Genomic DNA, 20,475 nt, shown 5'->3' with positions numbered 1-20,475 from the left:
CTTATTATTGATTTTTTTTGTGGGGAGGTTGCCTTTCGTTCTTTGCACAAGAGCGCGATACTACCTACATTCAACCTTATCCGCAAGAAATATGGCTCAGAGCATATACTCCTACCAAAATGCTCATACTTACGCAAGGGAAAGAGGCTTATTCACCCAACTACCCATTTAGTTTAGGAGTTGGAATAGGTTTGCGCAAGATATTAGGGCTTAACGTACTTTATGCACAGAACTTATTCCGACTAAAAAATGAAACAAATCTAAAAACTCGCAGTATTGATATACAAGCACATAAATACGGTAAACGCATACTTATAGATGCTTATTATCAAGACTATACAGGATTTTATATCGATAGAGGTAAAGGGAATTATACCCTCTTCCCTACCCTTTCTACCCAGCAAATAGGTGTAGAAAGCACTTACGTATGGCGTGCAGACAAGTTCTCGGCGCGAGCTGCCTTTGAGCAAAGCGAACGCCAAGTGAAATCGGCGGGGAGTTTGCTTTTTGGCAGTGGTTTCTATTGGCATCGCATAGAACCTGATGCTAAAACAGAGAATGTAAGTAGCGAGGCTTTTGAGAATTTCCAAATAGGTTTTCACGTGGGCTATGGCTATTCGTGGGTAGCTGGCAAACACTGGTTACTTACAGGGGCGTTTATTGGTGGATTGAATTTTGGTAACCAAATGGACATACTGCAACAGCTGAATATTAAGGTTTATCCTACTTCTGTGACGCGCTTTTCGTTTGTATATCTGAAAGATGATTGGACTGTAGCCTTATCGGGAATTTTTAATAACAAGTCAGTTTATCCTACCGATAACAAACCTATTCGCTTGATTACTCCCAGTGTACAACTATCGTTTACTAAGCATTTTTACCTCAAAAGGAAAAACTTTCTCACTCGATTACCTTCCCTAAAAGTACGACCAACCCCTCAACGGAACGGGTAAAGATAAGATATTCATTACCACCTTCCACGATACGGTATTTTCTTTTAATTTCTGCTACCGATAACGGATAGTTTTTAGAGAGAATACAATATTTACTACCTTTTTTTAACTTTTTAAGATTGATAGGAGTTACCTGCAAAACACGTCCGGCAAAGGGCTTTTTTAGCTGCTCTGAAGTGTATAGATGAGTATTTACGTCCAACTTCTCTACCTCAAAATACTGCGCTATATAGTTAAATGCTCCTGATTTCAACAAAGCATTATTAGGAATATACAAGTATTGTTTAGGCGCACTATACACCACTTGAGAACTATGCAACACTTCTTCTGCAAATTGCAAAATAGGCTCTTCAGTCTCCAAATTCACACAATGTATTTGTACTTGCGTTTCTTTTTTAGGTTCTTGTACTACCAATACCTCCTTTACTTCATTGCGCAAGGCTACCAAATGAATATGTGTTATCTTGGGTAGCGTATGCAACAGATAACTAATGTCTATCATAGGTGATAGTTTGGTAAGCACTTTATCTGCTTTTTGCAATAGTACAGACTGTAACTCTAAGATATTAGGTGAGAGGTCTTCTAAGAGAAACTTCTTTTGTTTGAGAGCGTCTCTACGAGCAGGATCAAGATAAATAAGGTTGTAATGTGCTGTTGTAGCTTTCAAAAAAGCTTCTGCGCTTCCATTTATAAATGTAGCCTTGCACCCTAATACCTGCCAATTATGTTCTACTTTGCTCAGAAGTTCCTTATTTTGTTCTACCAACATAACTTCTTTAAACTTCTCTGAAAGAAAAAATGCATCAATACCGAACCCACAAGTAAGGTCTAAAAAACATTCTCCGTGTAAGCCTTGTGCCTTATACTGAGCGGTTGCTTCGGAGGAGGTTTGCTCTAAATTAAGTGTTGGGGGAAACAATATACCTTCCGCAGTAAGCAAAAAAGGGAGTTTTTTAGCTGCTGTACGTCTGCCTTCAATCTGTTGTACTAATTCTTTGTTAGAAATGCCATTGAACACAGTTTTTTTAAGGAGCAATGTTGTAGTTGTCCCCTCGTATTCCCTGATAAAGCGTTGTACATTCTCGTCTAACAAATTCATAGCGCGCAAAGATAGTGCATTTTCACAAAAATCAAAGCCATTTTTTGCGTTTGAAGTAGAAAATCATTGTTACTGAAATACCTATCATCACCAACCATACTAACGGATATGCCCACCATACTTCTAATTCAGGCATATACTTGAAATTCATACCGTATACCCCTACAATAAAAGTGAGCGGAATAAATATAGTAGAAATAAGGGTGAGCAAGCGCATAATGTTGTTCATCTTGTTACTCATTGCCCCCATATAGGTGTCAGTAAGTCCCCATAAAATATCGCGGTAGGTACTGAGTGTTTCGACAATTTGCACCGTGTGGTCGTGGAGGTCACGAAAATAATGCTTAGTATCGGTGTCGATAAGATGATGAGGGGTTTTCTCTATCTTGTTTACTACCTCACGCGAGGGCGTAATTGATTTCTGCAAAAAGATAGCACTCTTTCTCAACAACTGGATTTCGGAAATCATATCTTCACGAGGGTGAATAATAATATCATCTTCAATGGTTTCAATCTTATCGCTTACTTTATCCAAAATCACAAAATAGTTGTCTACAATAGCATCTAAGAGTCCGAATAGCAAATAGTCAGCGGGGCGTTTGCGCAGACTGCTATCGGCGTTTTGCAAACGTTTGCGTACGGGGTCAAACACGTCTTCGTCTTCACTTTCTTGAAAAGTGATGAGGTAGTTTTTACCCAATAATAATGCTAAGTGCTCTGAAATGAGTTGCTTATCTTTGCCGTAGTACAGCATTTTAATGATCACAAGAATATGTTCATCGAGGATTTCTACTTTCGGACGGTGTTCGGTATCGAGTACGTCTTCCAAAAATAGGTTATCTAAATGAGTATAAGCACCTAACTTTTTTACTTCCTCAATATTGTTTAAGCCGTTTACATTCACCCACGTGATACGGCTATCGATTATAAATTTAAGGGCTTCCTCAGCCGAAGAGACTTTCTTTACCTCACAAGAATGCTCGTTATAGGCAAAGACTTCTATATTGAGAGGCTTCTCTTTATTACCGAAATACACCAGACTACCGGCAGGCAAACCTACCTTTTTGGAGCGATTTGCCTTGCGTTTCCTCTTGGTAGTAGAGACTATATTTTTACTCATATATAATTATTATATTAAAATATTGGTTATTAATATTTTATTAAAACATTTTAAAGTTAAAGTATAAGTATTATAACAAAAACGAAAGCATTAGTAAGCGTAATAAATGCTTGTTACTTTTATTTAAATTGGTGGTTAATATACTGATTATTAGATTATTTTCACATTTATATACATAGTAAATAGATACTTTATAGAATATACATTAAATAAAAGGTTTACATTTTTATTGTAAGTTACTTATATTCAGTAGTTATTAGCTTGTAAAACACCCAACCTTGTATTCTTTCTTCTTGTACTAAGGATAGTCCTACTGAGTTTAAAAATTGACTAAAATCTTCTGTTCTTTTTAGCTTAGGAAGGTAATAACTAATCTTTGCATATTCACAAGCAATGAGAAAAATGCCTTTGTCTGAAAGTATACGTTTGACTTCCAAAAAAGCCTCTTTGAGGTCTTGCCAATGGAAGTGTGTTTGAAAAGCAGTTATCAAATCAAAAGTTTTATCACCAAATGAGGTATGCCGAATGTCCTCTAACTGAAAGATAGCCTTTGTATGAAGCTTCTTTGCTTCCTTAATAGCGATTTTGGATATTTCAATTCCCCAAACTTCACTATGAGGAAAATATTCAGTGAGCAGGACAGTTGATTTGCCATTTCCTACTCCTATATCTAATATTTTTCGGGGAGCTTCTGACGGTTTATAAAGTCCTAATGCCCATTGTACCATTGGTATATAAACACGATTAAAAAGTTTCATCATTATTACACCTACAAAACCCGAAGGCTTTTTAGACTGCTGAATTAGGTAATAAAGCAGGAGTATTAAGATTGAAAAAGTAAGGGCTGTTAGAAAAATAATTTTCACTTGTTAATTGTGGTTTTAAGAGACTACCTTACCGAACTCCTCAGAGAATTTGGTAGGAGTAAACTCAATGACCTGGTAGGTTGCTATTTTGTGCTGATAAAAAGGGTCTTGGGCAATGATAGTTTCTACCTCTCCCCTACTACCTGCCTTGCACAAAATTATACCACCTACACGGGGTACTTGTGCTCCTGAAGCGACAAAATGTCCTGAAGCATAATGCTTATCTAAATAAGCGCGATGTGCTTCTAAATGTTTTTCAACCTCTGAAAGGTCTTTTTGATACGTTAAAATAATGATGTACATATTTTAGTTATTAGTCGTTAGTTTTTAATTGTTTTATGGAGTTGTATTGGCTACTTGTAATACTTTTCCATTGAATACCTTACTACCATTAAGGGCAAAATCGGCAATGTAGCGTGCCATTTGCTGTGGGGTGATATTAGCTTTATAATCAGGGAAGGCTTCAGTGAGCATCTCGGTCTGTACCGCACCTAAGGCTAAGGTGTTGAAGATGATACCGCGCTCTTTGTATTCTTCGGCTAAAAGTTCCGATAGGGTAATAAGAGCACCTTTGGAGGAACTATACGCTGCCAAACCGCCAAACTTCAAACTCCCTTGTACCCCTCCCATACTGCTGATACTTACCACGTGCGAGCCATTCCTCATAAAAGGCAATACTTTCTGAGTGAGTTGTGCCACTCCGAATACATTTACCTTATACACTTCTAAAAAGTCAGTTTCAGTAAGTTGTTCAAAGGGTTTATTGATGAGTTTTCCTGCGTTATGAATGAGTATATCCACGCACTGCCATTGTTGCAAATAAGTGACTACCGTTTGTATGTCTTCTGTTTTTGTAATATCAAAAGGGAAACAATGCACATTAGGCAATTGCAGTGCCTCTATAGTAGCAGTATGCCGCGAAAGGGCTAAAATGTTATGTCCTTCCGCAGCCAACTGTTGTACTAGCGCAAAGCCTATACCTCTGCTGGTACCTGTTATGATAATGTTCTTCATATTAGCCTAAGAGATGTGTTTCTCCTACAATAAATAAAACAAGGTACCCTATCACCATACTGATAAGCCCTACGATAAGCCCCACTTTCAGCATATCGTTTTGTTTTACTAAGCCTGTAGAGTACGCAATGGCATTTGGAGGGGTAGAAATAGGCAAACACATCGCTGATGATGCTGCCAAAGCTATCCCAATAAGCACTGTAGAGGTACCTCCTATTGCGCTTAGGTTTTCTCCCATTCCTTGACAAATAGTTACCAAAATAGGAATTAACAAGGCTGCCGCAGCAGTATTGGAAATAAAGTTGCTGAGAAGATAACAAATAAGTCCTGAGGCAATCAATACTATTATAGGCGACCACGACCCAAATGGAATAGTATCAATAGCAAGTTCGGCTAAGCCCGATTCATTGATACCTAAACCTAAAGCGAAACCTCCCGCTACCATCCAGATAACGCTCCAATTGATGGACTGTAGGTCTTTGGCGGTAATCACGCCTGTTGCTGCAAAGATACCCATAGGTACTAAGGCAACGGTATTGGCATCAATGCCTGTTAGTTCACTGGGGAGTAGCCATAAAAGAATGGTAATGATAAAAGTGCCACTAACTACCCACATACGCCAACCACGATGTACTTTTCCTAAAATATGTAAGTTGATCGTCTTTTGAGTAAAAGGGAAGAATTTCAGTATGAGTCGCCACGAGATGAATAGCAACAAAAGCACTAAGGGAAACATAAACGACATCCATTCGCCGAAATCAACGCCCATATTCAGTCCTTTTGGGTCATTAAGAGCTTGCAGAGCAATAGCGTTAGGAGGTGTACCAATAGGAGTAGCCATACCGCCTAAGTTAGCGGCAATCGGGATACTCATTGTGAGCGCGGTACGTCCTTTACCACTTGCAGGCAATGCTGCAAAAACAGGAGTAAGAAAAGTGAGCATCATAGCTGCCGTAGCGGTATTACTCACAAACATTGAGAAAATACCCGTAATGAGCAAGAAACCCAATAGCACATTCTCGCTTTTATTTCCGAACGGACGTATCAAATTTTTGGCAAGCAAGACGTCTAACCCCGATTTGGTAGCGGCAATAGCCAAGAAAAAACCACCTAAAAAGAGTATAATCACAGGGTTGGCAAAGGTAGCCATAATCTCTTTACTGCTGAGTAGTTTTCCGAAAATCTCGTTCTCTTCTCCTTTAAAGAAGAACAGACTGTGGTTAGAAACCGTTAAACACATTAGGGTAATGATACCCAGCGAAGTAGCCCACGAAGGGATAGCCTCACTAATCCACATAAGAGTGGCAAACACAAAAATAGCGATAATTCGCTGATGTATCACCGTTAGTCCGCTAATATGAAACACCTCAGTAGGCAAATTCCACACTACAGCAGTTACAATCACTATACATATCAAAGCGATAAGGTGTTTTTTTTCAAAGTGATTGGTCATTACATTTTCTAATTCTTTAGACATAATATTTTGGTAAGTTTAAAAAGTTATTTGCTATTTAACAAACGAATGACAAAGGTATAAAAAAAGAATAATCCACCAAAGAAAAACGATAGTTTTTTATTGATGGATTTATTTATATTTTACTTTCTTTGTTTTAATTGAAATATATCCTATAACTCAATGTATTTAAAGAGAAGTAATAAAAGTTAAAAATCCTAAAACTACCCCCACCAAATTGGGGATAATGAGAATATAATCTGGCTTAGGCTCTTTTGTCCAGCCATACACGACCCAGATAAGACAAGACCCCGCTGCAAACAAAGGTTGCCAAGGTTGTGCTTTGTGCCCCTCTAAGTTGGCCATAATTTGAGGAATATAGGCTACAAATACCGCCACTCCTATAAAGGCTCCTATGGAACCTATAAACAAATTAATTTTTTGCTTGATATTTCTTTTTTCGTTCATAATAATATGGTTTTCTGCAAAGATAGTAATAATTTGCGTATTTTACAAAGAAACTTCAAAAATAATTAGAAAAATTTTTGTTTTACACTCTGCGTAACGAAGCTTGTAATCTACGAATATGAGGGTCTTCTATGTTATCCAAAATAGCTAAAGTATCTCTTGGAATAAAAATACATTTTTCCAAAAGGCTTTTCAGTAAGTTTTCCAATGCCAAAGTATATTCTTGATAAGTAATAAGTTCTTCTATCTGTTCAATAAACGATAAAACTAGTGAATCAGTTGAGAAATCATTAGTAAGTTGCTTTATAAACAAGTTAGTTGAGTAAGAAAGTATACTGATAGGTTCGCAAATACTAATTCCTAATTTCTCTTGAATGAGAGCTTCTACTTCTTCTTTGGTTTTTTCCCATTCTTCTCCTTCTCCCATAAGCCGTAACTCATTGATAACCTCCCACAGCTCATTTGTGGTATTATAGTCTCTGAAGTCTTTGCATATAAAATTGGAAGTATAATCTCCTACTTTTTTAGCATTATAGCCTTCTTTCCAAAGGGCTTGTAAGCCTTGAATGTAATAGACAATTGCTTTTATCTCTTCTAAAGTCATTTTATTACACTTAGTTTTTCAGGTTCATTAATAGGAATTCTTAGTCGTAAGCCAAGTTCAGAACGAGCGATTATATGTTTTGTATCCTCAAAATAGGCTTCCTTAAAATACTCGCTATTATCCAAAAACAAAAACCATAAAAGTTCCCCATTTTCTTTATTGATAATGTAAATAAAACCATCTCCTTCCCAACTACATTCACCTCCATAAATTTTATATTGGGCATTCTCTACCATAATTTTCGGATAGAGATTAGAGACATAATCCTCTTCGTTATAAGAAAAATAACTATCTAAGGACGATTTACACAAAATTCTTAGGTGATACTTCTCTTTAATCCATTGTCCCTCCAAAACAAGCATATCACCATTAGGGTAAGTAATAGATTTGATAATAGGATAAGTGTAATTTTCAAGAATGTTTTTGATACGTGGATGCATATTACATTTATTTTTTTAGTACATTTTAGGGTTACTAAAATCCAACGACAAAGATACAGAAAAAAGTATCATATACAAAGATATTTTGGGATATCTTTTATGATGAACAAATTCATAACAATTATACAAACATACTTAGCATAGAGTTTCACCGAATAATAAATGAAAGAAGAACGAACCTACAGTGGGTCTACAGTGGGTCTACAGTGGGTCTACAGTGGGTCTACAGTGGCTCTACAGTGGCTCTACAGTGGCTCTACAGTGGGTCTACAGTGGCTCTACAGTGGGTCTATAGTGGGTCTATAGTGGGTCTACAGTGGCTCTACAGTGGCTCTACTCTATACGAAAAGCGAATACAAGAACTAATTTACTAATTACTAAATCGGCGAATAAGCCTTATTAACTCCTCCGAAATTCCCAATTTAAGAAGAAAAAATACACTGACTCCCCCTACGAGTAATGATTTTAAGCTGATATTTACAAGAGGGTGAAACGGAAAGTCCCAAAAGAAGAAACCTCCTATGGCTACGATACCAAAGAGGGTGGTCTGTAACGTTTCTTTATAAAAAGGCTGCAAGTTGTATTTGCGATACACAAAAACAGACTTGAGTAGGTTATACGAACTAAAAGCGATTAGGGTTGCTAATCCCGCCCCATTGATGCCGTAAAGCGGTATGAGCCAAATATTCATTAAAACGGTGCCTATGACCAAAAAAACACCCAAAAACAATACGGTGCGATAGTAAGGTGAATTGAGTAATACCGCATTGCTGAAACCTACTAAGGCGTCCGATAGCTTTACTATCGATATGATGATAAGCACCGTGAGTCCTGTGCTGTAATCCTTATCAGGTAGAAGAGCATAACACTGCTGGGCGTTGACGATGATAAGCACACAAATCACCATACTCACAAAATAAGTATTCACGGTGCTACGCTTATACAGGTCGGATAGCTCTTTTGGCTTGCTTTGATTCATAAATTGTGCCGTCAGTGGACTCACAATCTGGTACATACTCCTATACGGAATAGCAATCACCGTAGCTGTAAAAATGGCTACATTATAAACGGCAATCTCACCGATAGGCAAGTATTGGTTGAGCATAAACTTATCAATATCCATCAATACAGAAGCTACCGACCCCGATAAAATCACAAAAAGGCTGTACAAAAAGACTTCTTTCTTGTTCTTAGGCAACCCCCAAGCAAATTGCGGTCGGCGTACATAGAAAGCGAAAACAAACATCAAGAGCATACGCAAGGCATAGACCCAAAATACGCCCCATATCAGTTGGTGAAAGTCGATGAGCTGCAAATAAATGGCTAATAGCAGGAGCATCACTCCTACCCTATGGAATACCTCTTTTAGGAAATTGCCAAAGACGGTTTTTAGCTGTACGCGCGTCCACGCATAAGCAATTTCAAAGTAAGCCATCGCTACGGAAGTGAGGAAGATGAGAAAAACGTAATCGCGTACTTCTTCGTTTTTAGCCGAAAGCCATTGCGCAATCTGTTCGTACCCAATTATCCCGACAAAGGTGGCAGGCACAATGATGAGCAAAGGCAAAAAGCAAAGCATCAGGTTGAATTGCGCTTGCTCTTTCTTATCTTGATAAGCAGTATAATAACGCACCAAGGTATTGTTCACTCCAAAGGCGATAAGAGGGGACAGAATGGTGGCAGTAGAAGTAACATAACTCACCAATCCGTACTGAGCTTTGGAGAGGAAGTAAGTAAACAAGAAAAGGGTGTTCAGTGCCCCTATAGCAAACCCTAAATAGGTAGCCAACACATTCTTAAACGATTGACGGAGCACTATCCCCATAAACTATTGTATTTTAAAGTTGAATTTGTGTTCAAAAAACAACTGCCACTCGGGTGCGTGTTGTAAGCCTAAGTGGTAATAATGAGTAGCCTCCTCTAAATCATCTAATCCGTAATAAGCCAAAGCAATACGATAGTAATTCTCCAGCTCGTGCGGGTAGATTTGTACTATATCGGCAATGATAGATAAGGCTTCTCGGTATTTTTGAGAGAGCAACAGTAGGTCAATCCATTCGATAAGGGTAGTATAGGAATAATCGCCGTTTTGTACCGCTTTCCGATAGCCGTATTCTGCTTCTTTTAGGTTCTGAAAGTGATAATAATTCAGCTCGGCGTAACGGCGCCAATAATAAGGCTCATTAGATTCAAAAGTAAGTACCTTTTTAATGTATTTTAGAGCCTTAGCGTGATTATGACGCAAGTAATGGAAGTCGGCTAAGGTAATCCAAGCCTTATCGAGCTGAGGGTCTTCGTGAGTAGCCCTGAAATAATACTCTTCTGCCTTGGCATCGTTACGCATTTTCTCATAACAACGCCCAATGTGTAGATAAGCTAAAGCTGAAGGGTCGTCTAAGGTAAGAGTAATCTTATAGTTTTCGATAGCTTTTTCGTAATCTTCCATCATTTCGAGCACACGAGCTTTCTCGAAATAAGCCCCCGTGAAAGTATCGTCGCTGATGATAGCAAAATCAAAACAACGCAAGGCATTTTTATGGTCGGTAATGGATAGATAGAGCTTACCGAGGTAATACCAAGCAACTTCACAATAAGGATTTTGGTCTAAGTAAGTGTTTAGAAAGTCGGTTGCCTCTTGCACTTCTCCCAACACCTCATAGCAGAACACTAACTGTTGGAGCGCGGTATAATCCTGAGGGTCTTCTTTCAAACATTTGGTAAAATACTTTTTGGCATTGGTATAATCCTCCGTATAGAGGTATTCCATTGCCATTAGGGCATAGATATTCGAAACGTCATCGGTAAGTGTAATGGCGTATTGTAGCAACTCAATAGCGCGATGATGTTTGTTCATTTTAGAGTACAGATTAGCCTGTTGCACGTGCACTTCAGCATTCATAGGTTCTATGAGCAACAGTTCATTGAGGAGTTCCGAAGCCTCTTCTAAGCGGTCTTCAAACACCAATTGTTCTGCATTTAGCAATTTAAGTGATGAAGCATCGGGGTGTTGTGACAAACCGATTTCCAAGGCACGTTTCGCTTTGCTAATGCGTCCGTATTCTAAGTAATATTCTACGATTTCTTCAAATTCATCAACGTCGAAAAAGAGAATGTTATTCTCTTTGAGCATCAATTCGAATTTGGTAACCGCGTAGTTTTCTTCTTCTGGTAACATCATTTTAGTTAAGAGGTTTTTTGGCGATCCTCTATTTTTAAGTTCGCTATTTGTTCTCTTTTACGCCTATAAAAATATCTACTTCGGAGGCATCACCTTGCTGAGACTTCTCGGTGTAGCGCTCATAGTCATATATATAAGTGCGATTGAGCGTAGCATCATTGTCCCAGATATGTTGCCACATCGCCCCTACTGCTTGAGGCATTGCACCCTTGGCTACAAACTTTTGAAAGGTTTGTTTAGGGAATTCTCTGCCCTCTAAGCCGTCGGGAATCGTGCTGAGCGTGGTAACTTCCACCCCTATTATACAAGTATAAGGCTCGGTATAGTCCTTTTGGTAATCAGTGTAGATGCTATAAATAGCATCGCTTACCTTATTGGGTATTTTTGCCAAAATTTGCTCGCTAAAAAAGCGTTGCCAAAGGTTTCCGATGTCTTGCATCGCTTGTCCGTTCTGATTGGTAGTGCGTACACTAATTCCGATGATTTTCATTTTTTATATGTTTTTATTTTTCAAAAAATCTCCTCTAACTCCTTACAAACTTGCCGATACTCTCTAAAAGTTGGGGTTTGTCTTCCAAAGTGTGATCCCAAGTGTAAATTTGTATTACTTAATGATATGTTTCCTCTTTAGCAACAAAAGGTATAAGTAGTATAAAAGATAGAGCCCTAAGATTACTATATCAAATATAGAGGTTTGTTCTCCTAATAATTGCCAACGATTGCGAAAGCAAAAGGTATAAACGTATAAAAATACCATTGCTATAAGCACATACATCATCATAGAAGTAGCTACCTTCTTGCGAAAAAATAGCACCGTAACAACACTTATAGGAGGTAAGAATACCGTAATACCAAATAGAACAGCTAATAATAAAGGATAATCTTTGAAATAAATCAGACCCCCTGCCCCAAAATGACTACCAATATAAACTTCATCGTAGGTCATTGTTTGATAAAAATCTTTGATACCCGCGCAAGTAATCAGTAAAAACAATACGCTAAAGATCCAAATAGTAATATTCTTTGTCATTTTCTTTTTATTTAAATAGTTTTTAATAAATTCTCTTTAACTTCTTACAAACTTACCGATACTCTCTAAAAGTTGGGGCTATTTGTTCTCTTTTACACCTATAAAAATATCTACGGAGGTATCGCCTTGTTGAGACTTCTCGCTGTAGTGCTTATTGTTGTATAATTAATTTTAGTTATAAGTATTAATTAGTGAAATTATAATTTTGTCTTACCATCTAATACTCCTTTCATATATTCTCCTAATGCACCTAATAAATAAAAAATGAAGACAAATAAGCGAATAACTAAAGTTATTATTATAATTTTAAATGTGATTATAAAGAAATTCTTTACTCCTATTAAAATACTATACTTACTAATTGTTACAAATCTATATTTCATTATATCAATTATAAAAAAATCATTAAACATTACTATAAGTAATAGTAGAACAATTAGAGTAAAACATATTAATAATGATTCTAATAGAATAAAAATAAACTTTCTACTAAAATTTTTAGTTCTAATAAACTCATCTTTATTACTAATTCTATTTTCTTTATTTTCAATATTTTTTCCTAAGAATTTATCAAATATTAAAGTCAAAGCTGGGACTATAAAACAAATTAGAATAGAAAACAGAGTTATAAGAAAAGTACTTATTTTTTCATCCTTGAATAAGTTCTTTACAAAAAGAGAAATAATAATAGCAAATATTATATAGTAAATATTTGACTTAAAAATATTTTTGAAAGTTAATTCTAGAGGATTATTGTTTTCTTTTTCTAATAGGTTTCTATTTCGCCATTTAAAACTTTCTTTCAAAATTAGGATTATATTCTTTCTAATCTTCATCTATAAAATCTTCAGGATATACTTCAGGTATTACAATTTCTTCCAATGTTTTTAATGCAAAATCTTCCAATTCTTTCCATATTGGAGTATAGTTTTCTTCTAATTTTATATAATTCTGTAAAAATATAGTAGGTTTTATTTTTATTGAATCATCATCTAAAACAAATCGAGTAGGAGTAGATAAGGTACTTCCTCCTTCCCTTATATAACCATATTGTTTATTGAATGTATCTAAAGATCGTGCTTCTCCTTTAGAATTTATTATTTTAAAATCTTTAATTTTTTTCTTCCAAAAAGATAGAGAAAGAGGATTTATATTTTTACTCTTAGAAAGTATATTTACCTCAATTATAAAGTTTTCTGAGGAATGTGTATCTCTATCTAAATCATCTATTAAATATTCATTAGAAAAAGTAAACTTTTCAATTATACCATTCTTTTTGATTTCTTTTTGCATTTCAATCGGCATAAAAGGTTTAAGAATAGCTTTCAAAGATAAGTTATCAATTTTGAATAAGTCCCGAATAAAAGGTAAGAAAACATCCGAAATTTGATCTGACGTATAATTTTGTAAAATAAGAATACCTTTACTCTTATCTAAAGGAGTAAAAAGTAAAAAGTAAAAATCATCTAAAAGTACAGATGTATTTGAAAGTTTGCTTTTCTTATCAGGATTTTTCAAATCTCCTTCTTCTTTTCCAGTATCATATTCTCCTCCTTTAATTAGTCCATGGATAATATGTTTTTCAGATAGAAACTTAATATTTTTACTTAAATTCTTCTTTTTTTCTTTCTCAATATAAAAAGCTTTCTTCTTTTGATTATCAACCTTATACTTACCACTGATTTTATCAAAAATATATTGTAAGAAAGTATTCATTAAGACACTATTGTCTATATTATCTCTCGTATTTTTACTTTTTTTAATACTATATAGCTCAGTAAATAAGTCTCTAAATGTAGGTTTTTCTTTCTTGTAAGAGTTTATGTTTATAATAAAAAACTCTATCTTAGGATTTTTAGCCATAATTACATTTTTTTTCTAAAAAGATTCTTAAAACACTCTGGCAAAGTTCATTTTTATCACCTTTTTGTGCAATGACCTTTGCCAAAGTGCTGTGATTAACCATTCATCATTAACCGTTAATCATTGTTTATACATTTTTTCCCTCAATTCCTGAATATTCTTGTCGTCCATATACTCATCAAAGGTCATATAGCGGTCGATAATGCCATTAGGAGTAAGCTCGATGATACGATTGGCGACAGTTTGCGAAAATTCGTGGTCGTGGGTGGTGAAAAGCACGGTACCTTTGAAGTTTTTCAGCGAGTTGTTGAAGGCGGTGATGCTCTCCAAATCCAAATGGTTAGTAGGTTCGTTGAGCATAAGCACATTGGCGCGCAACATCATCATACGGCTAAGCATACAGCGCACTTTCTCGCCTCCTGAGAGCACTTTACAGTTTTTGAGGGCTTCCTCGCCACTGAAAAGCATCTTGCCCAAGAACCCGCGCACGTATACTTCCTCGCGCTCTTCTTCTGTTTTCGCCCATTGGCGCAACCAATCTACCAAGGAAAGGTCTTGAGTGAAGAAATCGGAGTTATCCACCGGCAGGTAAGACTGCGAGGTGGTGATGCCCCACGCAAAAGTACCCGCATCGGGCTTGAGGTTGCCGTTGAGAATCTCATAAAAGGCAGTGGTGGCACGTGAATCCTTAGAAATCACGGCTACTTTGTCGTCTTTGGCAAGGTTAATGTCCACATTTTGGAACAATACCTGTCCGTCGATAGACGCGGCAAGGTTTTCCACGTGTAGGATTTGGTCGCCAGCCTCGCGGTCACGCTCGAAAATGATGGCAGGGTAACGACGAGAGGACGGTTTGATTTCCTCGATATTGAGTTTCTCCAACATCTTCTTACGAGAGGTCGCCTGCTTTGATTTTGCCACGTTAGCACTAAAGCGCGCGATAAATTCCTGCAACTCTTTGGCTTTCTCTTCCGCTTTTTTGTTCTGTTGTGCACGCTGACGCGCTGCCAACTGACTACTTTCGTACCAGAAAGTATAGTTACCCGAATAATGGTTGATTTTTCCGAAGTCAATATCCGAGATATGAGTACAAACAGCATCGAGGAAGTGGCGGTCGTGGGAAACGACAATCACCGTATTGTCATAGTTTGCCAAAAAGTTCTCCAACCAGCCAATGGTCTCAAAGTCGAGGTCGTTGGTAGGCTCGTCCATTATAAGTACATCGGGGTTGCCAAAGAGCGCTTGCGCGAGAAGTACTCGCACCTTGAGCTTACCGTCCATTTCGGACATTAGAGTGTAGTGCATATCTTCGGTAATGCCCAAATTAGAAAGCAGTGCAGCCGCATCACTCTCGGCATTCCAGCCGTTCATCTCATCAAACTGTATTTGTAGCTCACCAATGCGTTCGGCGTGCTCATCGGAATAGTCCGCATAGAGGTCGTCCATCTCTTTTTTGACTTTGGAGAGGACTTTGTTGCCCATAATCACCGTGTCTAAAACGGTGTAGTCGTCATAAGCGTAGTGGTCTTGTTCGAGCACCGACATACGCTTGCCCGGTTCGAGGATAACACGTCCCGAAGTAGGTTCTTGCTTGCCTGAAAGAATTTTAAGGAAAGTAGATTTTCCTGCCCCATTGGCACCGATGATGCCGTAGCAGTTGCCTTGTGTAAAAGTTACGTTTACCTCATCGAAGAGGACGCGCTTGCCGAATTGTACGGATAAATTGGATACTGATAACATTGTTAATGATTAATGTTTAATGATAAATGATTAAATTAAATATCTACTATAAATATAACGTTGAGTTACTTGTTTAAGGCACATAATATTCCTAATCGTGCCATAATGTATTGTTTTAAAGTGCAAAAGTACGGAATATTTGTGAGATATGGAAATAATAGCAATTGTATAGAGAAGTTATTTCTGAGCTGTTACAATAAGCGCCATTGAAGTTTCAGGATTAAAAGACTCTTTTTTGAAGTTGCCGTATAGTTTAAGGTCTTTAAAACCTATTTGAGAGAGCCATTGGGTGAGTTCTTGGGAAAGAATAGGCTGTAAAAGCTCTTCATTGGCAATAGTTTCGTCCAAAACTGTCTTAAAAACTACCTTGTTATCGCTATTTAAGTGATAAGAACGCTCAAACTTTACTTTTTCGTTCTCTATTAGAGGCAGGTTACCGAGAAAATTACCTTCTTTCTGGGCAAAATACTTCTCAAAGTTTACCATTTGCAAGATAAGTTTGCCTCCTTGCGTGAGTTGGTTATAAGCCTTTTTAAGAAAAGTCTGCACTTCGTCTTTATTATCCAAATGTGGGAGCGTATTCCCAATGTTGATAATGGTATCGAACATAGGTAAAGTATCGATAGCAAGCATATTGAGCTCTTGCACTTCAATACCCTTGACAGTAGCCTGAGCAATGAGTGCCTTACTGAGGTCGATAGCCGTAACATCATAGCCCTGTGCGCGCAGATAGGCGGTAAGGTTGCCCGTACCCGCTCCTACATCAAGAACTGTCTTGCCGTGCACTTCGGCAGCGAAAAAAAACCTATGTGCAGGCGATAGCGGAAAGATAGCATCGTATTTCTCAGCGATACTATTGTAGAATTGTGACATATTTTTTAATGATAAATGATTAATTGTTAATGATTAATGGAACAGAAACACTTAATTTATAAATATTTCTGTACTGATGTATCTCCTTTTTATTTGCGATGTTTAAATCGGTATTTTGTTCGAATGAGGGGTAGATGATAAGGCAATCTATCAACCTATCGTCATCTATTTTTAGGGCTTTATAAACCCTTTCCAAACGCGCATAAGCACTCACCTGACGAATATCGTCTATCACTCTACTATCTTCATAAACAGTTTTGTATTTGGCATCAATCACCATTTTGTATTCTGGAGTGTTGAGCAAGAAATCTAATTCAGTGTAATCACCCGTAAAATGATAGTGTACCTCTCCCCTATTGCCGAACTGTTCTTGTAGTTTTTTGTATACATATAACTCAAAAAGTTTGGGCATATCTATCCAAAAAGGCGGAATAGCTACTTTTTGTTGGGTTGTTTCGGTGATATTATACGAAAAACGCTTCAAAATCTGCTTCCCAATGCGAATAGCTTCCTCATATTCTTTAAAAAAAGGATTAGTAGTAAGTTTTTTGAGGTTTTCTACGTCAAGTTCTTCTGAAATCAACTCAAAATGCGGACTACAATACGTAATGACTTCTCGAATAGACTCGTCATTGCCTGCAAAGTAATTAGAGTGTGTATTCTTAAAGCTGATGATAAACTGCAAAACTTTCTTCAAAAAGCGATTTTCGAGGCTATCCATTCCAAACTCTTGATACCTACATACGTGGGCTGTGAGTTTGTTCTTAAAAACATTTTGTTTGAGGTGTTTACCTAACTGTATCTTGCCTTTGATGCGGTTATTAAGATTCTCCTCCACCGTATAGTACGATTTTTTAAGTCCTTTGCGCACAATACGCTTCAGTAGCAATAGGAATTGTACCATTAGGAAAGGCGTGAGCGTGTCTTTTTGCTGTTCGATGGCAATTAGCGGTTCGTCCCAATAGATTTTGATAAGATTTTGTGTATGTTTGGGGTCGAGCGCCGTAATACTGAGAAGCATTTTTAGGTAGTCGATTTCTGCCCATTCTTCCTCTTGGGTAGGTAAGCCTTCAACAATGTGTTTTTTATTCATTTTAGGCTCTATATATACGAATTTGTGATGTTTTACCAACCACAAAGCCCCCACGTAATAGCCTGCCTGCAAACACACTTCTTCCTCATTTGTACGACTAATTTCAAAAGGATATATAGGATTTCCCCATTTATCTTTCTTCAATACATACGGACAAATCTTAGGTATTACTTCAAAGTAAATGCTCCCCTCTTCTTTTTTGATGCTATAGGGTTGATGTTCAAGAAGGGTTATTTTCATAGACTAATGTTTTAATTTCTTGCATTTGTTCTTCAATCTTTATATTATCTATGAGTATCCCATCTTTTATGTATTCCAATAGAATAGGCTTGATTTCGTATTCCCAACGAATAGACATAGGCACATCTTTTCCATCGCTATATTTTTTCTGAATAAAATACGACTGTCCAAGCCACACATCTTCTGGTTTAAATTCAGGTGATAAGGTTTTGGCACGTTTTAATTCAGTATCTGTATTGTTAATATATTCATCATAGTTCTCAATAAAGAGCTTACTTACTGCTTTAAACAAGTTTTTATCAAAATTCCCTTCTAACTCCTTAGGCAACACATTCACAAAGGCAAAGCGCCGACGAATGGCATAATCTATATGCCCTACCGAGCGGTCAGCCGTATTCATTGTACCAATGATGTAGAGGTTAGGCGGTAGTGTGAAACTATTGTCATCATCGATGGCATACATACTCTCCACGTATTCCCCGCGATATTCCAAGGCATAGATGAGTTCCCCTAATACTGTTGAAAGGTTCGCACGGTTGATTTCGTCGATAATGAAAACGTAGTTTTTAAGGGGTATATCCGTTACAATAGGTTTATATGTTTGTTTGAATTCATAGTATTCTTCTACTATTTTTAAGAAATAAGTTGATGATGTATGAGTTAAAGCCTCAAGATTAGAATTTTTCATAATATCTTGTCTTTCTTCAGCTCCAGACTCTATAATCTTTTTTATCTCTGAAAATTTCATATTTAACCCTTTGGAATGAGCAACCCAATTATCGCCTTTGTATTTAAATCGTTTGTCATCAGCATCAAAAAGATAAACGGCTTCAGTTAGTGGGTATTTGTAGTCTTCACTTTGAGCTAATTCTTCTTTGATATGTTCTATAAAAGCCTCAAAAATGTCCTGCTCTTCTAGAGTTTGAGTACTTTGTTGTGTTTTATTCCAATTATTCAAAGCTTTCTCTGCAAACTCAGATAACACTTTATTTTCAGCTGTATAGACAATCCCGTCTCCCTCTTCATTAGGCTTGGCGACAATGCCCCTTACAAAATCTTCGTAAGAGTAACTGGGGTGAAACTGAATCAGTTTAAACTGCTCATTACCCTCTAAACTATCATTGTCATTCAAACCTAATAGCTGTTTGGCAATACGCTTGGCTTCACGGGTTTTACCTGTACCTGGAGGACCTTGTAAAATGATTTGGTGTTTGTAATGTAGTAGGTTAATAATCGTAGGCTTAATCGCTTGATTTGTCATATTACTTTCTATGGTTTCAAATTCTACTTTGTATTTCTTTTCAAAAACATATTCCCTGAAATAGCTATTATCATAACTTTTAGGATAAGTTTCCTTATCAAGTGCTATCTCTTCTTTGACAGCATTTTTGATATCAGAGTAATATGTTTCAATGTGTTGTGGGGTTCCCTGATAATAAAGAAAAGCATTGTTAGGTCTTTCAAACTCTTCCCTTCTCAGTTTGGGAATATCTACTTCCCTTCCCGCAATAAAAAGAAATTCTTTGGGACTTACACTCAAACAAATCCTCTTCCCTATGTGATAACGAAGTGATTTTTCATCTAATCTAACACTGAACACTTGATTTTCGGTATCTTCTAATGCTAAATCCTCTATAATATTTCCTAATTTGTAAAAGAAAACAGAAGCCCAATGCTTAGGAATCTTATCCAATACGTTTCTAAATGCTTTTTCTGAAGAAATTGTCATATTCTGGTACACAATATCCTGAGCCAATAGCAAAGGTTCATCAAAACCTTGTGGAATAAAGTTGCTCGTGAGTTGTTTTAACTCAGGATTGTTAAAATAAGTCGTGATTTCGGTAAGCAACTCAATAAAATGCTCGTATTTGTGTTCTTTTCGAGAAACTTCTCCTAAATACTCACATAACTTAGTATAAATATCCCTTTTATAAAAAGTATACTCATTAGGGAATTTCAGCGTCAGTAAAAAAGAAAGAGTACGCTCATCAATTTTTGTACTAAAATTTGTATTGCTTTTCTCTTTTAAGTCATCAATAACATTTTCAGTGAAAGTCCTGCATTTTCCCAATTTGGTATAGAAATCATCAGTCCCATAAACAATACCCAACAATTCCTTTAATTTCGTTGGATAGTTTTCTCCTAACGCTTCCAATATACCAAAAGGACGGTAATCTACTAAATTATCCTTTTTCCGAAAAGCCTCTTTAAACATTTCGTAAAAATCAGGGGCATTAATATCCCAATGCTGCTCAAAATGTTCTATTGCCTGCCATTTGTACACTTCATCAGGATTAGAAGGTTTTTCTTGTAAGAAACGAATGTAATTGCTTATGAGTGCTTGTATTTTCTCATTCATAGTATTTCAGTTTTTGCGCAACAAAATTACTCAATTTTCTGTATAAACAAAAAGAGCTACCCGATTTTTCATTCAGATAGCC

At 36.7% G+C, this 20,475-nt stretch carries 21 protein-coding genes; 2 read left to right on the top strand and 19 right to left on the bottom strand.

Features of this window, described 5'->3' with window-relative positions:
- Nucleotides 1-17: 17 nt before the first annotated feature.
- The gene (locus tag HW278_RS12195; RefSeq protein ID WP_255493649.1) at nucleotides 18-953 is read left to right on the top strand and encodes a DUF4421 family protein; all 936 of its coding nucleotides are present in this window, start codon (nucleotides 18-20) and stop codon (nucleotides 951-953) included.
- On the opposite strand, the gene HW278_RS12190 is transcribed toward HW278_RS12195, so the two are convergent.
- The 9 genes from HW278_RS12190 to HW278_RS12150 all read right to left on the bottom strand — a co-directional run bounded on the left by HW278_RS12190 (nucleotide 901) and on the right by HW278_RS12150 (nucleotide 8,017).
- Nucleotides 901-2,052, bottom strand: a complete 1,152-nt coding sequence (locus tag HW278_RS12190) for a class I SAM-dependent methyltransferase (RefSeq protein ID WP_178977966.1) — start codon at nucleotides 2,050-2,052, stop codon at nucleotides 901-903. The genes HW278_RS12195 and HW278_RS12190 overlap by 53 nt on opposite strands.
- A gap of 31 nt (nucleotides 2,053-2,083) precedes the next feature.
- Entirely contained in the window at nucleotides 2,084-3,172 is a 1,089-nt protein-coding gene (gene corA, locus HW278_RS12185; RefSeq protein WP_009419743.1) for a magnesium/cobalt transporter CorA, read from the bottom strand.
- A 236-nt stretch (nucleotides 3,173-3,408) separates the two neighbouring features.
- Nucleotides 3,409-3,933: a class I SAM-dependent methyltransferase gene (locus tag HW278_RS12180; protein WP_255493648.1), complete on the bottom strand. Its 525-nt coding sequence runs from the start codon at nucleotides 3,931-3,933 to the stop codon at nucleotides 3,409-3,411.
- 120 nt (nucleotides 3,934-4,053) lie between these two features.
- The gene (locus tag HW278_RS12175) at nucleotides 4,054-4,341 is read right to left on the bottom strand and encodes a YciI family protein (RefSeq protein WP_015782942.1); all 288 of its coding nucleotides are present in this window, start codon (nucleotides 4,339-4,341) and stop codon (nucleotides 4,054-4,056) included.
- Between the two features lie 33 nt (nucleotides 4,342-4,374).
- Nucleotides 4,375-5,052: an SDR family NAD(P)-dependent oxidoreductase gene (locus HW278_RS12170; protein WP_015782941.1), complete on the bottom strand. Its 678-nt coding sequence runs from the start codon at nucleotides 5,050-5,052 to the stop codon at nucleotides 4,375-4,377.
- Nucleotide 5,053: 1 nt separating this feature from the next.
- A complete protein-coding gene (locus HW278_RS12165; RefSeq protein WP_178977964.1) occupies nucleotides 5,054-6,529 on the bottom strand; it encodes an SLC13 family permease in 1,476 nt (491 codons plus the stop codon).
- A gap of 165 nt (nucleotides 6,530-6,694) precedes the next feature.
- Nucleotides 6,695-6,973, bottom strand: a complete 279-nt coding sequence (locus tag HW278_RS12160; RefSeq protein ID WP_002666358.1) for a SemiSWEET family transporter — start codon at nucleotides 6,971-6,973, stop codon at nucleotides 6,695-6,697.
- Between the two features lie 82 nt (nucleotides 6,974-7,055).
- Nucleotides 7,056-7,577 carry a hypothetical protein gene (locus HW278_RS12155; RefSeq protein WP_178977963.1) on the bottom strand — a complete coding sequence of 174 codons (522 nt, stop codon included), beginning with the start codon at nucleotides 7,575-7,577 and terminating at the stop codon, nucleotides 7,056-7,058.
- Nucleotides 7,574-8,017, bottom strand: coding sequence for a hypothetical protein (locus tag HW278_RS12150; protein WP_178977962.1), 444 nt, complete (start codon nucleotides 8,015-8,017; stop codon nucleotides 7,574-7,576). The genes HW278_RS12155 and HW278_RS12150 overlap by 4 nt, the downstream gene beginning before the upstream one ends.
- 162 nt (nucleotides 8,018-8,179) lie before the next feature.
- Between HW278_RS12150 and HW278_RS12145 the strand changes: the two genes are divergently transcribed.
- Complete coding sequence (locus HW278_RS12145) at nucleotides 8,180-8,323, top strand: hypothetical protein (RefSeq protein ID WP_220389377.1); 144 nt, start codon at nucleotides 8,180-8,182, stop codon at nucleotides 8,321-8,323.
- Between the two features lie 64 nt (nucleotides 8,324-8,387).
- Here HW278_RS12145 and HW278_RS12140 read toward each other — a convergent pair whose 3' ends face one another.
- From HW278_RS12140 to HW278_RS12095, 10 genes are all read right to left on the bottom strand, one after another.
- The gene (locus tag HW278_RS12140) at nucleotides 8,388-9,842 is read right to left on the bottom strand and encodes a lipopolysaccharide biosynthesis protein (RefSeq protein WP_178977961.1); all 1,455 of its coding nucleotides are present in this window, start codon (nucleotides 9,840-9,842) and stop codon (nucleotides 8,388-8,390) included.
- A 3-nt stretch (nucleotides 9,843-9,845) separates the two neighbouring features.
- Nucleotides 9,846-11,195, bottom strand: a complete 1,350-nt coding sequence (locus tag HW278_RS12135; RefSeq protein ID WP_178977960.1) for a tetratricopeptide repeat protein — start codon at nucleotides 11,193-11,195, stop codon at nucleotides 9,846-9,848.
- A gap of 43 nt (nucleotides 11,196-11,238) precedes the next feature.
- Entirely contained in the window at nucleotides 11,239-11,685 is a 447-nt protein-coding gene (locus HW278_RS12130; RefSeq protein ID WP_178977959.1) for a GyrI-like domain-containing protein, read from the bottom strand.
- 114 nt (nucleotides 11,686-11,799) lie between these two features.
- Nucleotides 11,800-12,225 carry a hypothetical protein gene (locus HW278_RS12125; protein ID WP_178977958.1) on the bottom strand — a complete coding sequence of 142 codons (426 nt, stop codon included), beginning with the start codon at nucleotides 12,223-12,225 and terminating at the stop codon, nucleotides 11,800-11,802.
- A 197-nt stretch (nucleotides 12,226-12,422) separates the two neighbouring features.
- A complete protein-coding gene (locus HW278_RS12120; RefSeq protein ID WP_178977957.1) occupies nucleotides 12,423-13,031 on the bottom strand; it encodes a hypothetical protein in 609 nt (202 codons plus the stop codon).
- A gap of 19 nt (nucleotides 13,032-13,050) precedes the next feature.
- Nucleotides 13,051-14,088: a hypothetical protein gene (locus HW278_RS12115; protein WP_178977956.1), complete on the bottom strand. Its 1,038-nt coding sequence runs from the start codon at nucleotides 14,086-14,088 to the stop codon at nucleotides 13,051-13,053.
- Between the two features lie 120 nt (nucleotides 14,089-14,208).
- On the bottom strand, nucleotides 14,209-15,828 hold the full coding sequence (locus HW278_RS12110) for an ABC-F family ATP-binding cassette domain-containing protein (RefSeq protein ID WP_178977955.1): 1,620 nt from the start codon (nucleotides 15,826-15,828) through the stop codon (nucleotides 14,209-14,211).
- Between the two features lie 177 nt (nucleotides 15,829-16,005).
- A complete protein-coding gene (locus HW278_RS12105; RefSeq protein ID WP_009420607.1) occupies nucleotides 16,006-16,701 on the bottom strand; it encodes a class I SAM-dependent methyltransferase in 696 nt (231 codons plus the stop codon).
- 19 nt (nucleotides 16,702-16,720) lie between these two features.
- Nucleotides 16,721-18,034 (bottom strand): 5-methylcytosine restriction system specificity protein McrC, encoded by a 1,314-nt coding sequence (locus HW278_RS12100; protein WP_178977954.1) that lies wholly within the window; start codon nucleotides 18,032-18,034, stop codon nucleotides 16,721-16,723.
- The gene (locus HW278_RS12095; RefSeq protein ID WP_178977953.1) at nucleotides 18,015-20,393 is read right to left on the bottom strand and encodes an McrB family protein; all 2,379 of its coding nucleotides are present in this window, start codon (nucleotides 20,391-20,393) and stop codon (nucleotides 18,015-18,017) included. Before HW278_RS12095 ends, HW278_RS12100 begins: the two co-directional genes overlap by 20 nt.
- Nucleotides 20,394-20,475: the final 82 nt, after the last annotated feature.

The sequence above is a fragment of the Capnocytophaga sp. oral taxon 902 genome, from assembly GCF_013394735.1.
GTDB classification, from domain to species: domain Bacteria; phylum Bacteroidota; class Bacteroidia; order Flavobacteriales; family Flavobacteriaceae; genus Capnocytophaga; species Capnocytophaga ochracea.
Note: the sequence above shows the minus strand (reverse complement) of the source record. Positions and strands in the feature narration are given on the sequence as shown.